The sequence below is a fragment of the Bdellovibrio sp. MYbb2 genome, from assembly GCF_056175685.1.
Genome location: NZ_JBJKJI010000001.1, coordinates 1,882,792 through 1,897,272 on the forward strand (window position 1 = coordinate 1,882,792; position 14,481 = coordinate 1,897,272).

11 protein-coding genes are annotated in these 14,481 nt (G+C 35.7%); 2 read left to right on the forward strand and 9 right to left on the reverse strand.

Going from position 1 to position 14,481, the window contains the following annotated elements; all coding sequences use genetic code 11:
- Positions 1-4: 4 nt before the first annotated feature.
- From AC04MQ_RS09125 to AC04MQ_RS09165, 9 genes are all read right to left on the reverse strand, one after another.
- Positions 5-1,492, reverse strand: a complete 1,488-nt coding sequence (locus tag AC04MQ_RS09125; RefSeq protein ID WP_475391900.1) for a DUF2779 domain-containing protein — start codon at positions 1,490-1,492, stop codon at positions 5-7.
- The gene (locus tag AC04MQ_RS09130) at positions 1,492-3,360 is read right to left on the reverse strand and encodes a UvrD-helicase domain-containing protein (RefSeq protein WP_475391901.1); all 1,869 of its coding nucleotides are present in this window, start codon (positions 3,358-3,360) and stop codon (positions 1,492-1,494) included. The genes AC04MQ_RS09125 and AC04MQ_RS09130 overlap by 1 nt, the downstream gene beginning before the upstream one ends.
- Positions 3,361-3,362: 2 nt before the next feature.
- On the reverse strand, positions 3,363-5,402 hold the full coding sequence (locus AC04MQ_RS09135; RefSeq protein ID WP_475391902.1) for an ATP-dependent nuclease: 2,040 nt from the start codon (positions 5,400-5,402) through the stop codon (positions 3,363-3,365).
- Between the two features lie 2 nt (positions 5,403-5,404).
- Positions 5,405-6,550 (reverse strand): GIY-YIG nuclease family protein, encoded by a 1,146-nt coding sequence (locus AC04MQ_RS09140; RefSeq protein ID WP_475391903.1) that lies wholly within the window; start codon positions 6,548-6,550, stop codon positions 5,405-5,407.
- Positions 6,550-8,469 (reverse strand): DEAD/DEAH box helicase, encoded by a 1,920-nt coding sequence (locus AC04MQ_RS09145; protein WP_475391904.1) that lies wholly within the window; start codon positions 8,467-8,469, stop codon positions 6,550-6,552. Before AC04MQ_RS09145 ends, AC04MQ_RS09140 begins: the two co-directional genes overlap by 1 nt.
- Complete coding sequence (locus AC04MQ_RS09150) at positions 8,469-11,132, reverse strand: class I SAM-dependent DNA methyltransferase (protein ID WP_475391905.1); 2,664 nt, start codon at positions 11,130-11,132, stop codon at positions 8,469-8,471. The genes AC04MQ_RS09145 and AC04MQ_RS09150 overlap by 1 nt, the downstream gene beginning before the upstream one ends.
- A gap of 170 nt (positions 11,133-11,302) precedes the next feature.
- On the reverse strand, positions 11,303-11,590 hold the full coding sequence (locus tag AC04MQ_RS09155; protein ID WP_475391906.1) for a hypothetical protein: 288 nt from the start codon (positions 11,588-11,590) through the stop codon (positions 11,303-11,305).
- Between the two features lies 1 nt (position 11,591).
- On the reverse strand, positions 11,592-12,143 hold the full coding sequence (locus AC04MQ_RS09160; RefSeq protein WP_475391907.1) for a hypothetical protein: 552 nt from the start codon (positions 12,141-12,143) through the stop codon (positions 11,592-11,594).
- Entirely contained in the window at positions 12,137-12,538 is a 402-nt protein-coding gene (locus AC04MQ_RS09165; protein ID WP_475391908.1) for a helix-turn-helix domain-containing protein, read from the reverse strand. Before AC04MQ_RS09165 ends, AC04MQ_RS09160 begins: the two co-directional genes overlap by 7 nt.
- A 322-nt stretch (positions 12,539-12,860) precedes the next feature.
- Between AC04MQ_RS09165 and AC04MQ_RS09170 the strand changes: the two genes are divergently transcribed.
- Together AC04MQ_RS09170 and AC04MQ_RS09175 are read left to right on the forward strand one after the other, a co-directional pair.
- Positions 12,861-14,009: a hypothetical protein gene (locus tag AC04MQ_RS09170; protein WP_475391909.1), complete on the forward strand. Its 1,149-nt coding sequence runs from the start codon at positions 12,861-12,863 to the stop codon at positions 14,007-14,009.
- Positions 13,996-14,475 (forward strand): hypothetical protein, encoded by a 480-nt coding sequence (locus AC04MQ_RS09175; protein WP_475391910.1) that lies wholly within the window; start codon positions 13,996-13,998, stop codon positions 14,473-14,475. Before AC04MQ_RS09170 ends, AC04MQ_RS09175 begins: the two co-directional genes overlap by 14 nt.
- Positions 14,476-14,481: the final 6 nt, after the last annotated feature.

Sequence of the window (14,481 nt, forward strand, 5' to 3'; positions counted from 1 at the left end):
TGAGTTAATTTGATACTTCCATTAACCATTTAACTAACTCAACCATCACGAGCGTATCTTTTCTACAGTATTGAAGCGAAGCCTCAATAAGATCGTTTCTGCGCGATGACTCTGTATTTTCATTTAAAATCTCTTCATAGGCTCGCTGTGCAGCAGTGCCATTATGAACAGCCATTCCTTTATACGACGAAGCTTCACCTAAAATAGCAGGAGCTACATTTTTAAGACTGAATGAACCGGCGAATGAATTGTCATAAACAAAATCACGAACTACTGGCAATGGGTCAACTATGCGATCAACTAACGTTTTAAGTTGTGTATTGTGTTCAGGTGAATAATCGGCCATCTCAGAAATTCTGCTAGACTCGAACTGGCCATAATATGCAACAATAGAACCATTCAATCCACAGGCTTCAAGTAATTTTGGAATTAAATTTATTCGCGGATCAGATTTGTCAGTATGTAGATATTCTTTATGAATTAGATTTGATGTTGGCGATTCCCAAATGTGTGCACTAAATTGAAATGGCACTTGTTGGTATGGAGCAGTTTTGTCGTATCTTGGGATTGCAGGATTGATTGTTTCAAAATCTAAAAATACTAATGGAAATTGCCACTCTGATAAAGCCTTTTTAATTCCTTCTTTATCAACGAAGCGGTTTTTACTTTTATAAACATCAACCACACGTTGTTGAAGAGGTGAAAGATCAGATAACTTTGGATCATCGAGTGAAATAATTCCTTTAGAATATAAATCCCACTTTTTTGCTTTAATGCTAGGTAAGTTAAAAACACTAAAATCTGGAATATTTTTTTCTGACCAACAATGGCTAGTAAAAGGACAGTCGTTCGGTTGAAAGCAGTGAGGACCAATGTCTATTTCCGGTGAAGCCTCGGCTCTAATAGCTTTAAAAACGTTATTCAGTTTTGCAGGGATGGCGGGATGTCTAGTTCTAAGCTCATCGGTTATATCGACTGTCGTAAATAGGTTTTCGAGGTTCGGATAGCGACACTCGTTATTAATATGCATTGCGCATATTTTTTCTATCGGCAATCCAGCATTTGCCATAATCCAGACCTGCAAACCAATATCATCAAAATGCTCTTCTTTTACCTTGGTAGTCGATTTAACTTCGTAGATAGACCATCTTTTAGAAGACTTTGAATAAGTAATAATATCAGCGCGCGCAAAACAACCTTTATATTCGAAGGCAGCTTCGAATATAACTTCGGTTTCATTTAGTAGAAGTTCTCGAGTTTTTTTCAAAGCACCGAAGAAATCCCATGCAGGATTTTCTACTAAAACACCATTAGGGTATCTTTTTCGAGCTTCTTCGCCGACCAGATTTCCTTGATCAAAAACGGCTTGTAAGTCTGGAGTGACGGGTGGTTCAAGTTCTTTTTTATGTAGCGTCAGGTATATACTTTTTAGGCATTGATAACCGCGCATAAGACGAGTTTTACTAAGAAGTTTAGGTATATTTTTTTGCATTATCCACCACTACGATCAATGTGTTCAATATTTACGGCAGTCAAAAAATCATAAATTGCTTGAATTGAGTTTTTATTTTGTCGCCATCCATTTCTTTGATGGCAAAAAGTTAAATATAGTTCTGATTTTGGTCTAGATATTCCTACAAAAAACGTTTGAATATCCTCTGCAGGTTGGTTCGAAAAACTCCAAAACATTCCGCTTTCTATACCAATAAAAAATACTACCTCGAATTCGAGTCCTTTACTCTTATGGATAGACATACACGGAACAACACCATTTCCCATGAATTCATTTACAGAATGAGAAACATTTTGATGCCGATTGTATATTTCAAAAAACTTTGTACTAAATCTTTCAAGAGAGTTATTTAGATTATCCGCGGTGAATCCTTGAATCAAAACACCTAGCCGTGCGATTCCTATAAAATTAAATATTTCGTTAAGGAATGTTAAAGTATCTTCCTTGGTTGAAAAATTATAACTTCTGCTACAGGTATTCCTAAACTGAGCTAATCTTTGTTCTGAACGACGCAACTCACTTAAGGGAGCGTCAGCATCAATCAACAATCTAAAAACTTCATCACGTGCCTCTGAATCAATCCCAAAAATATACCTAGTGAAAGTGAGAGCTAACTTTACAGTATCATCTTTGAGTAAATCCTGATATTCATCTTCAACTCTAGCTTTGACGCCTAATGCGTTAAGTTGTTGAATAATTTGTGCTGAATTTTGTGGTACTTGTTGTTTGAATAAAAAACAAATTTGTTCAGGTGCAATTCCGGTTTGAATTATCCTATGAACTTTTTGCGAAAGTTCGGCTGCTTCCTGATTTTCGTTTCGAAAATCAATATTTTTTAATACTCCTCCAGTCTGTCTGTTTGGGACTTGAGGAATTGCGTTCGCGTCCAGATAGCGCGCCACTACTGTTTGAAGTTCAATTAAGCGTGGAGCACACCGAAAATTCATAGTTAGAGTTTTTTCTAATGCAGTAAATTCATTTTGAAAATCTGTAAAGACGGTTATTCTCGCTCCAGCCCAAGTCATGATTCTTTGTTTTTTGTCACCGACACCAGTTAGAATTGCATTAGATTGATAGAAACAAGATTTTACAAATTCATATTGAATTGATGTCGTATCTTGAAATTCATCGAGAAATAGATGTGAATAAGTCGCTAGAATTGAATTTCTAACGAAGGGGTTCGATATAGCTATGTATTCGGCAAGCCGCGAAATCATTTGAAATGTAATTTTACTTCCATTTTCATCTCCTCTTATTAAATACTGCCAGAGTAAATCACTGGCCCAGTCAAGGATGTGAGTCCTTCCAGTAGTCCCAAGGCGAAAGTTAGTAAAATGATTTTTTATAAAATTATCAATGAGGCGACGTCGATCTCGCTGTGTGCAATTAATAATTTCAATGAGAGGTTGTGTATTATGTCGATCTTGAAAATTCAATCCAGCTAAGAATTGTTGGATCTGGTCGTCTGTTAAAGTCGCTATTTCGTATTTTTTTGTTGGTCGAAGATTGTCTGGTAAAACGTTTCTAAAATTATCCAGAATTGATTTTGCAAAACTATCAAATGTTAGTGAATCGAATCTGATATGCTTTTCGTCTAGGCGTTTTTCCACTCTTTCTTTTAGGTTTGAGGCAGAGTCTTTCTTAAAACTGATTGCTAAAATTCGTCGAGGATATTGACAAGTGTTTGTTTGAAGTAAAAAACATGCTTTCTGTGCTAATAGTTCTGTCTTTCCTGCCCCAGGACCAGCAATAACGAGAAGATTTGAATTATCCTTTACGGATTCTAAAGCAGCCGGTTCTAATGCTGTTACGCCAATAGGAATCCAATCTTCAGGCTTAATTTTCATAGTTATTGTCCAATCACTTGAGTATCAAGTTTTCTAGTGACGGCTTCGCATAGCTGGATAAGAACCTCAGGAAAATTAGAAACTAATTCCTCAGAAGCTATATTGTTAAGAGCTAAACTGTGTGTAAGCGGTTTACCTTTACCTAAGAAGAAATATCTGTAGTAGTTTAATTTTGTCGGATCATATAAAGCAGGGATAGAGGTTGAGTTAAAAATAGCAATTAAGATTTCATTAAGACGTTTTGTATAATCTGGGTCGTTTAGAGCGGGAAGTGCACGCGGCCCAACTTGAGGTTCTTTAATTGTTTCTATATATTTGGTTAAAAATTTATCCAACATCATCATGTCAATGTCCATATTTTTTGAGAAAAAGACACTATATTGATTTTGAAAATGATTAATCCAAGAGGTAAGCGATTGAAAATGTTCTGGCAATGAAGGTATCCACGTATGCATTTGTTCAAAGCTTTCGACAGTTATAGTATTTGTTACAACATCATTATAATCATGCCCGAGATTAACAAGTTGCTGAATAACGTATTTTATTCTTCCCCAGCCTCCACCTTCTTTACCTAAATCAAGATCAAGTAAAGTGACATACGGAATATTTAAATCATGTAGCAATTTCCAGAAGTGATTTACAAAACGTCCGCCAAGTGGAACTATTGAAATCATAGAACGATCGAGAGGAAGTCCCTTTACTTCAAAAAGTTTTTTTAAAATTACCTCTTCTGAATCACCTTCGCCAAGGACTACAATTTTTGAAAAATATAATTCGGGATAGGATTTAATAGCTTCTTTTACATATGTGAAGGCATCTGACTGATTGGGTGGCAGGGTTAGTTTTTTTGCAATGGAAGAGTTGCCATCTTGTCTAAAATACCGAATGTCTTCTGGTGAGATTCTAGATATAATTGAAGGTGAGTGACTTGAGAAGATAACCTGTGAGTTGGATGATTTTGCAATTCCCCTAAAGGACTCAATTAGATGGCCGAAATGATGTGGTGATAAATGGTTTTCAGGTTCCTCGATTGCCAATAGGGTTAAACTTGGGAATTGAAGTTTCTCTTCATCAAAAGACTGTTTTATTCTATGATTCTCTTCGCTAATTATAATCTCTTGATCCGTTAAAAATGCTTCTTTTAGACTTAACGAGCTATGAAGCAATGAAAAATAAAACAAAGATTTTTCGCCATCACTAAGGTTATCAACCTCTGAGTGTTTATTAGATCCCTGAGTTTGAAAATTCATCGATACATCTTTGAGTAATTTTTTTACATCATCGTCTATAAAACTAAGACTTGGTTGAGAGTATCTTGAAGTTGAAGTTAGATTACTCCATCTTTTAGTGACAGCATCATTGATCAATTTAACACCGGGCTCCTGATTTATTGCTCCCTTTACTGTATTAACAGCATCTTTTAGGGTAGTCTCCGGAGATGTCGCCCAATTTATTGATTTGATAAAATTGCCAATTAGACTTCCCGAAAATTCTTTAAGTTGCGTATCGGGACTTCGGCTAGCAGGGGTGTAGATCACTCTGATTTTTTGCCGATCATGTGAACTAAGTAATGATTTTCTTTCCTCTTCAGCTTCGGTTTCAAGATAAGAATCCTTTATCCAATATGCTTCAGTCTTAATTTCTCCGTCGCCATATTGATCTCTTGTATAAACCGACTCTAACCTCATGCGAACATAAGGTGCCTCATTTACCCCAGGGTCAATGGTCATATTTCTAAAGCACTCTGCCACAGAATCTTGATTTAAATTTGCATCTTGGAGTTCCGGAAAAATTGCTTTAACTTCTATAAAGAACTTTCTTTCAGGAACATCGTCAATATGTTGTCCAGGAGGTAGATAGAAATCTTCGTTAACAATCTGTCTATCTTTTTGTGTAATACCAAAAAAACGATTTAAGGCTATTAAAAATGAAGTTTTGCCGACGCCATTTCCACCAATAATCGATGTTAAATCATTTAGTAAAATCTCTTGCTTGCTACCAAACGATCTAAAGCCTTTCAAAATTACTTTCTCTATTTTCATTTTTAGCGTCCAACGATTTCTTTTCTTTGTGAGTCGTATCGAAAATTAACTATTTCACCATTTAAAATGTAATGAATTGCTTGTTCAATGATCTCTAGTGGTGCAATGAACCATTCTCTTGGGACAAATCTTTTTCCATTTAAGTCTTCAATTTCTATATTTAAACATGCCATTCCAAAGAACTTGTGAAGTAGAAGTTCTAGTTTTTGGGGATTTAAATTGAAGCATTTAAATGTAGATACAATCTGCACTGGTGCTAGCAAAAAAGTAGGATCTTCATGAGCATTTTTAATTCTTTGCTCAACTGGTAGTGAAGAAAACCCTACCTTAAATAAATCTTGATACTTTTTAATCTCTGGTAGTTCGCTCTTAGATTTAAGTACATAAATAAATCCCGACTCAACATCGTCAGATGTTATATCTTTTAAGCCATCCATTAAATTCTCTTCGTGTTCAGAAACTCTTCTACCATCTTTATATAAAGCTGCGCCCAAAGAATGACCAAGAAGATCAGCTTCAGTTTCATTCTCAAAAATGATTCTAAGTCGTGGGCTTCTTAAGTTTTTTTTATCTGCAAATACATCTGCAATATAAAGTAAAACTCCTTTCAATACAAAAAACTGTCCAACAGTAATTTGTTTCTCTTTTGCGAAAGGTAGTAGCTTTCTTTTATTGTTAGATATATCTGCTTGGCAGTTAAAAAAGATATTTTTGAAATTTTCAAAATCTTTGCAGGGTTTTCTTTTCGCAATGTAGTCGGCGATAGTTTTATCCTTTTTAATATTTTTGATTTCAAAAATACTATTTTCATCCTCTTTTAAAAGGCCTAAAGGATCATCATTGTAAATATCTTCAACAGAGCTTAATGTTTTAATATTTTCCAATAAATGATGTTCATCATGCACTTTAAGTTTTTCGATTTTTAATGGATCAGATTTTATTGATTCCAATCTACTGAATAATTTAAATTCCATTACGTCATTCTGCTTTGGCTCAGGTAATCTTTTATTTTCAGCAATGAATTTGTTTATCTCTAAAAAAGAAGCAACCAGCCGATCATCGTCTGGAGTAATAGAAGATTTTGGTTTGACTTTTAGTAACCCTAAAGCATCTTCTTCAATCAATTTTTTAAGAGATTTTTTATCCATTAGACACCTTGTTGTCGTCGTTGGTTTTTAAGATATACTATCGCTTCGGCCATTCTTCTTTCCAAAGGATCTAGCGAATTTAGGTCTGGCGGATTTCCATTGGTTTTAACGAAAGTATTTATTTTCGGCCAAAGAATTAAAGCCTCTTCTTCAGTCATTTGAATTCTAGTAGCTTCAATAGATTCTTGGATTAACTTTAAAACGTGTGTGGTTACTGATTTTGATAAAATTTCAAATGCTTTTTGGAATGGATTTATTTTATCAATGAGATCAATTTGAAGATCATCAATGTTGACAAATTGCCCTGCCATTCTAACAAAACGCTTATCTCCAGACTCTTTAATTTCTCCATTTTTAATTACCGAATCGACGATAACGTGCTGTCGCACTTCTTCAATTTCATTATTTGTTAAATCAGGATATTTAGTTTGAATTATTTTAGGAATCAAAACCTTATTAATTACTTCAGGGTCGAGATTGCCTGGAAGTGCTTTAACCAAATTGTCATCTTGTAAGATTGTAGCTTTTAAGTCATTTAAATCAGATTCGAGAATTTCTTTAACTCTTTTAGAAGAGGGTTCTTTAAATCCTTTAATTTTGATATTTGTACCTTCTGACTTATCATCATCGTTTGCTTTTGTCTTAAACCTAAAGTTTGGTGCTAAAACTTGCTCCATAAGTAATGAGCAAGTGATGGCTTTGAGCATGTTATTTACGGATAATCTTACTAATTCATCGCCAGCATCTGGCTGCGCGATTAAATTAGTAAATTGAGCATGGGTTTTGTTAGAACTATCTCTAGTACATCTTCCAATAATTTGAATAATTTCTGTTAGAGAACCTCTATAGCCAACAGTTAGTGCGTGTTCACAGTAAGGCCAATCAAAACCTTCCTTCGCCATTCCAAGAGCAATAATTAAATCTAAGTCATCCGGTGATTTTACACTTCTAAGAAACGTTACTATTTTTTCTCTGTCCTTACCTCTGTCATCTACCAAATCAGCAACTTTAATTATTTTTCCATCAGAATTTCTTTTGAGATGAATTACACCAGTTAATTCATCCTGTTTAATAACAGACCCTATGGAATCCAATATTGTATCAACCTCATTATGCTTGTCTTTCGTCGACTCGCCAGATTGTACATTTGGAATATGAAGAATAGTTTTTTTGTTGGTATCAAGAATTTCTTGAATGGCAGAAGTGTACTTTCCTTGATAAAAATGATAACCAATTCCAAGAGACTTTAAAAAATTGTATCCATTTAACTGTTCATAGTAATTGTAAGTTACCTTTGTAAATTTGTTCTCCATTTCAGGTTCTAATACAGGAACAGTATCTCCTCTAAAATAAGACCCGGTCATAGCAACAATATGGGCGTTTGAGCCTTTGATTATTCTTTTTAAAAGTTCACCAAGGCGATTTTCTTCATGAGCAGAAACATGATGAAACTCATCAATGGCGAGTAAACAATCTTTAAACTCTTCTTCTTTTATCGCATCAAAAGCAAAGCGTAAGGTAGCGTGTGTACAAATAAGAATTTTCTCATCGCTTTTTAAAAACTCTATAAATGAGTTTACTTTGCTTTTATCCCCACCAGCCGTGCATAAATTATACTTTGGATTAGGCTCCCAATCTGAAAAAAATCCTTCTTTACTCAACTCATTGTTTCCAAAAGAACCTCCAATAGATTTTTCAGGAACTGCAACAATTACTTTCTTAATTCCCTGATTTTTTAGCTTATCGAGAGCTATAAACATTAATGCTCTAGATTTTCCTGAAGCAGGCGGAGCTTTTATTAAAAGATATTGGGCATCTCTTGCGGAAAATGCTCTTTGTTGCATTTCTCTCATGCCATATTGATCAACTTTAGTGCTTTGGCCAGTCTGGGCGTATTTAACATCAACTGTGTTTGGCATTATTTTTTCCCTTTTTCAGATTTTAAAGACATTTCTTCGTATAACTTGAAAAGATATTCCAGACGTTGCTCTTCATTTAAAAATGGAGTTGCTCTGTAACATTTTTCAATAAAAGTATCTAAATTTTCATGTGCGATTTTCAACTCTTCAGGCATCTTTTCAGGATCATATAGATTAGCTAATGTTTCGTGAGAGTGCTTTTCGCGCTCTGCTAGGATGTTGAAAACATGATTTGTAATTGTTTGCTTCTGTTTTTCTGAAAGTGTCGGGATTGGAAATGTATTATAAATACACCCTGAAGAATATCTATAGTCAGTTTTTAGCCTGCCACCTACAGCTCTAACCCATGTCATGTGCATTCTCGATGTAACAAATCCAAATACGTATGGATCAGCGGAGTAAACGGCTTGAGCAGCATCGGAAATTATTGTGTCACTATTTAAGAATCCAATAGGAATATATGCCCTTCGTTCTGAAGAGTGCCTTGGAACAATGATTGAGTTACCGTCTTCATGTGCAGAAAAATAAAATTTATGTGGAAATTCAGCCATCGCTCTAGTGCTTTTTTCAGTGCTTTTTAGGCGAAACTTTGAAACTTTTTCGAGTCGTAGTTTTATTGGAGGTATTTTTGTTGCCTCTTTAATGCTATCATCTTTAATCCAAAGACACCAACGCTCAAGGCCTCTTATAAACTCAACTGAGCCTGTAAATCTCTTTATGAACTTATTCGCGTCAGGGTAATCCTTAATTAAAGCGTTTTTTTCTTCTGTGCTTAAAATTAAATTTCCGTCATCGACAATTTTGTTCCCATATATCATAGGGGGAACTGTCGAAAGTGGTTTCATTCTTTTTTCGACAACAATGCTTTTCCCAATAGAAAGATATGGGTTAATATTGCTCACAGTTCGACTGCCTTGAGAGTTGATCAAATATTTTGGCTTACTATTGATATTTCTAATTCCTAGAATAATACAAATTACAGCAGCATTTGATTTAGCATTGTTTTCCCATTTGAAAGCCTGATGAGCGAAAGCAATTTCTTGATTGTTTTTAAAAATATGAGGCCAGAGAAGGGGAACGAGTTCCCCTTGGCAAATTGAATTTGTAGAAACAAATGCAAATTGAGCATTCTCTCTTCCTTCGATAAAACGTGAGGCATTTAAGAACCAACAGGAAATATAATCTAAATCTTTATAAGACTTAAAACCCTCACAAATTTTTTGAAGCTCCTTTTTCTGATCTGCATTTTGTAAATATGATCCAAGATAAGGTGGATTACCCAAAATATAGCATTCACTCTTTTTATCAAATGAGCATATTTTTTCCCAATTGACCAAATTTGCATTTGCGCAAATTACATTGCCTCCACTTTTTAGTGGCAATGTCGGCTGCACATCTCCAAATTCATCTTTAAAAGCTAAATTCATTTGATGTTCAGCAAGCCACAAAGAAAGAATAGCAATCTCATGTGCAAAATCATCTAACTCAATGCCATAAAATTGACCCAACTGTATTAGTGAGTACTGAAAAGCTTGTTGCGTTTGAACTTTTGCCTTTTCTTTAAATACTAAAATTTCTAACTTTCTGAGTTCTTTATAGGCAATGATTAAAAAATTTCCTGAACCACATGCAGGATCAAAGATTTTAATATGATAAATTCTTTTTAGTAGCTTATCTAACTTGTTTGAATTTCCTTTTGCTTTATCAAACTCAGAATATAAATCATCTAAGAATAGGGGGTTAATAACTCTAAGAATATTTGGTACAGATGTGTAGTGCATTCCTAATCCACCTCTTCGAGAAGGATGAACTACAGCTTGAAACATCGAACCAAAAATATCTGGATTAATTTCTGACCAATCTAATTCACCACATTCCAATAAGAGTTTGCGAGACTTAGTGGAAAATTTAGGTGATTTGTGAGCCTTCGCAAGAAGTCCACCGTTTACATAAGGAAAGTTTTGTAAAAATGACGGGTATTCTTTTCTACTCTTAGTATTTAAAACTTCAAAAAATCTATCAAGATACTTATTTAAATCTGAACCATCGCTCGTGGTATGTGAAGCGATTGCTTTTGTAAAAGAGGACTTTTCAAAAATTCCAGTATCCTCAGCAAAATAACAAAACAATAATCTGGATAAAAAAACATTTAGAGAGTGTACGTCTTCGGAATTTAAATTGGGATTGTCATCCCTAATCTGGTCATACAGTTTAGCCATTTTTTCAGCGGCTTTAGTATCTGCTGGGTTCTCAATAATTGTAGAAACTTTTTCTAGACCTGCCCATGGTAGAAAAAAATCAAAATGTTTTCCAAGTTTGTTGTATTCAATATCTAGAGTAGAAAGTGTTTTTGTGTCTAAAGACAGTATAGTTTTATAATCAGTAACTATTATAAAGCGTGGCTCTTGTTTTAATAAGTCTTTATTGTTTTTTGCAGAATCAATTTCTAGGTGTAAATCTCCCTTTAATACTTCCTTGAAAAATAATTTCTTTTTCCAAAGAATCTCACCATCTTTCTTAGATAAATTATATGTTCCTTGCTTTAATCTAGTTATAGCGGCCTTTGGATGACCGTATGCGATCAATAGATCATAAATAAATGAGTCCTTTGAGTGCTTAGACATCAATTTAGATACGTTTTCTTCAATTTTAGTAATATTCACGAAATCCTCCAGAAGCCCGAAGGATTAAAGAAAAATATAGCAATCCGCACTTTTATCCCTCCATGGTAATTAGCACGAAAAATTCATCTGAATTTCTATACATTTATGATAGAAAAAGGCCTGCCGATCGGCAAGCCTCGTAATATACGTTTTTATTTATGCGCAGCGAGTTATTTTAACTCAGTCCAAGCGTTTAATATCGTCGAATCTTGAAGTGCTTTAACAACAGCTAAATCAGTCATTAATTCAGATTCCGGCATTTCTATATTCTGAATCTGCCATTTCTGATCAACAAGTTGACCATATGCGAACTTAACAAACCCATCTTGCTTTCCAATGTTGTAAACTATCTGTGGGTGTTTTGCTGACATAGTTCTCATCATAACACCGCCACCGCCGGTGCCAGCTAGGGAAAGTTGAGAAAGAAAAATTGTGGTAATTAAAATAATTGCTTTCATTTTATTGTCTCCCTGGAAGTACGTCGACTGCTGTGAATGACATTTTAAAAATGCGGTCATTGTTTTCAACTTTTGACGAATTCTTATAAGCTTTTTCAAAAGCAGCATTTATATCTGAATAGAGTTCCTTAAGTATTTCAACATTTGATGCGAAACATCTGTGATCAACGGCCATTAAAGCCTCTTCAGATAGGTGATTGATGATTTGGCGAGAAATTAAAGAGTGATCTTCGATTACATCAGCCTTTTTCCCCTGTGTTACGTTCAATTGCACGAAGTTTCTGCCTTTAGATGGTGCATATCCATTGGCATCTTTCTTCAGGTGACCCAATACAGTAAGACCTTCCAGAGCTTCAATAACCGTATCTACTGTTAGATTCAGCTTTGAAGACAACCAAAGCGGGGAAGACTGAAAGTCTGGTAAGTCAAAGGCTGCATAGACAACCCACCAGTCTGTGTTCTTTTTGTGATTTTCAAGAGCATCGGCATAGCTTATTTGGCTTTGCGATGATCCCGTGGAAAGTGACGCTGTCGAGTTATTATTTTCTAACAAACAGTCCTCCTAACAGTTTTGATTGAGTCGCGATATTTTTTTAAATTTGTCACTCGCACCTTTGTGTCTGAGCTTTTATTATTTTTAAAACTTGTAATTAAAGTGTCGGCGATTGTTTTGCGAGTAATCGGGCTTGATTGTTCTAAAAGATAACTAATATCTTCCCCAATAGTAATATTGTCAGCCGTTCCTAGAACTCTGCTGATTTCTTTCTTCATAAGACTATCAATATCGGCACCTAGGTAATTTAAAACTTTGATAAGCGCATCAGCCCGTAGATCAGAACTTTCATTCAGATAACGAGAAATAGCGGTCGCAGACACACCAGTGTTTCTAGCAACATCTACCTGATTAAGTCCTCTTGCTGTCATAAGCATTTTGACTAGTGCGACCAAAGTTCCTCCGAATTAAGATAAACAAGGATTTATTAGGCTATTGCTAGAAGATAAAGGAAAATCGTGTCGTTTGCGCCGTGTTATAGGCTTTTTCGGGAGAGGATTGCGTATTCGCAATTATATTGCGTTATAGGAATGAAATTGCAGATACGGTTCGAAATTTCTAGTTCGCAACCAATGAAAATATTTTTTTGAAATCTCATATATTTCTTTTTAGGTTCAGCTCGTAACAACAGCGACAGGTCCAAATCTTCATCTAAGAAATAATCCGAAATCCGGATTTCACATAAAGTGACCTCTACAAAATTTAAAGGAGATGAAAATGCGTTTATTTAACGTAGTGGCCGTGCTTTGCCTTGCAGTAATAGGTTGCGCCGAATTCAAGGATGAAAAGACAGAAAATCAAGATCAGGCAAATATGCGCGTGAGTTCGCAGAATCTATCTGACTTTGTAAAGATCGGAGTTCAGCCAACAACAGAGCCAGAAAAATACATGGTCTATTTTGGATGGCCGAAAATTTCTGATGCGCGCCGAGTTCGCATTCGCATGGAACAAACGTTAGCCGTGGTGGAATCTAACCAAACAACTTTTTCACATGAAGTTAGTCATAATCAAACGCTTACTTATACTTTTGATATTTTAAGTGGTGATAACAAGATTGAAAAAAGTTTTTCTAAACTAGTAAAAATTCCACGTGATTTCGTAGTTCGTAAAGATCAGTCAGAGTTTTTAGAAAACACAACGTTATCGGTTAACCGAGTGTTTTTCGATGAGGTGCCACTTAGAACAAATGGTTTCAATATCGAAATTCAGACAAACGAACTAATCGCGAATAAAGGAATCATTGAAACATTCACCGACGGCATCAAAGCAAAATTAAATGCTGAAGGACGCGGCGGTGGGAATCTTATCATCAACGCAAATTCCGCTCATGGAAGTTTAAAAGTATATATGCGCGGCGAGCACGGTGGTGATGGCGAAAAAGGCCCCGCATTTCCTAATCGTGCAAATGGTGGAATTGCGGCTGGTGATGGATCTTTGTTCTGTGATTGTGTTGGTCGAAATTGTATGGGGCCTGTCTCTACTGAACTTCAGATACAAGCTCATGTGTGTTCATGTGAATCCACAGGGCGAGATGCTGGAAACGGTACTAATGGAGCAAAAGGTAACAAAGGACTTCCTGCTCGTAACGGTGGAAGCTCTGGGAATTTAAAAATTAATATTAAGGATGGCGCAGGCTTTCTTATCGAAACTTTTAAGTCTTTCGGGATTGCTGGAGTTCCAGGTGAAGGCGGAGATGGTCAGTTGGGAGGCCTTGGCGGAACTACTACAGGTAAAAAATGTTCTGGTAAAGCTGGAGGCGGAGGAGCCACTGGCCCCAAAGGCGACAGTGGAGACAAAGCAGAAGATGGAAAATTAGGAACAATCTGTGTGTACGTTGCTTCGGAGGGTAAAAATGACTGCTACTAAATTTACTCTTTTGCTGACAGTAATTTTTATCTCGTCATGTTCCTCTACGAATACGCGAAACATAATTCTTCGAGATATGGCTGTAGGTGCCGCTGTCGGAGCTTTAGTTGGACAAACGAGAAACGAAAATCGTGAAGCTTATTCAGCAATGTACGCAGGCATTGGTGCGGCTACTGCTGGTGCTGTGAGTGCATTGATAAACGTACCAGACGAAAATCAGATAAAAAAAGAAAATGAAACTTTAAAAGAACAAGTTAGAAAATTTGAAAAACAACTTCAACCGCAACTTGTTCAGCAAGGAAACTCATTGTTCTCATCTCCAATCCCCAAAGAGGTTTCTTCGCTTGTCGAACCGGGCGAGTGGAAACGCTACAAGATGGATCAATGGGTGCAAGACCAAAATCAACCGAACACTTGGTATCGACAAGTTGAAATGTTCGAAATTATTCCACCAGTGTCACGTTAGGAGAAG

Bases quoted from the DNA above. Each gene is read 5' to 3' on its own strand.
- AC04MQ_RS09140 (WP_475391903.1), bottom strand. From the start codon at position 6,550: ATGGATAAAAAATCTCTTAAAAAATTGATTGAAGAAGATGCTTTAGGG.
- AC04MQ_RS09135 (WP_475391902.1), bottom strand. From the start codon at position 5,402: ATGAAAATAGAGAAAGTAATTTTGAAAGGCTTTAGATCGTTTGGTAGC.
- AC04MQ_RS09130 (WP_475391901.1), bottom strand. From the start codon at position 3,360: ATGAAAATTAAGCCTGAAGATTGGATTCCTATTGGCGTAACAGCATTA.
- AC04MQ_RS09125 (WP_475391900.1), bottom strand. From the start codon at position 1,492: ATGCAAAAAAATATACCTAAACTTCTTAGTAAAACTCGTCTTATGCGC.
- AC04MQ_RS09155 (WP_475391906.1), bottom strand. From the start codon at position 11,590: ATGAAAGCAATTATTTTAATTACCACAATTTTTCTTTCTCAACTTTCC.
- AC04MQ_RS09145 (WP_475391904.1), bottom strand. From the start codon at position 8,469: ATGCCAAACACAGTTGATGTTAAATACGCCCAGACTGGCCAAAGCACT.
- AC04MQ_RS09175 (WP_475391910.1), top strand. From the start codon at position 13,996: ATGACTGCTACTAAATTTACTCTTTTGCTGACAGTAATTTTTATCTCG.
- AC04MQ_RS09170 (WP_475391909.1), top strand. From the start codon at position 12,861: ATGCGTTTATTTAACGTAGTGGCCGTGCTTTGCCTTGCAGTAATAGGT.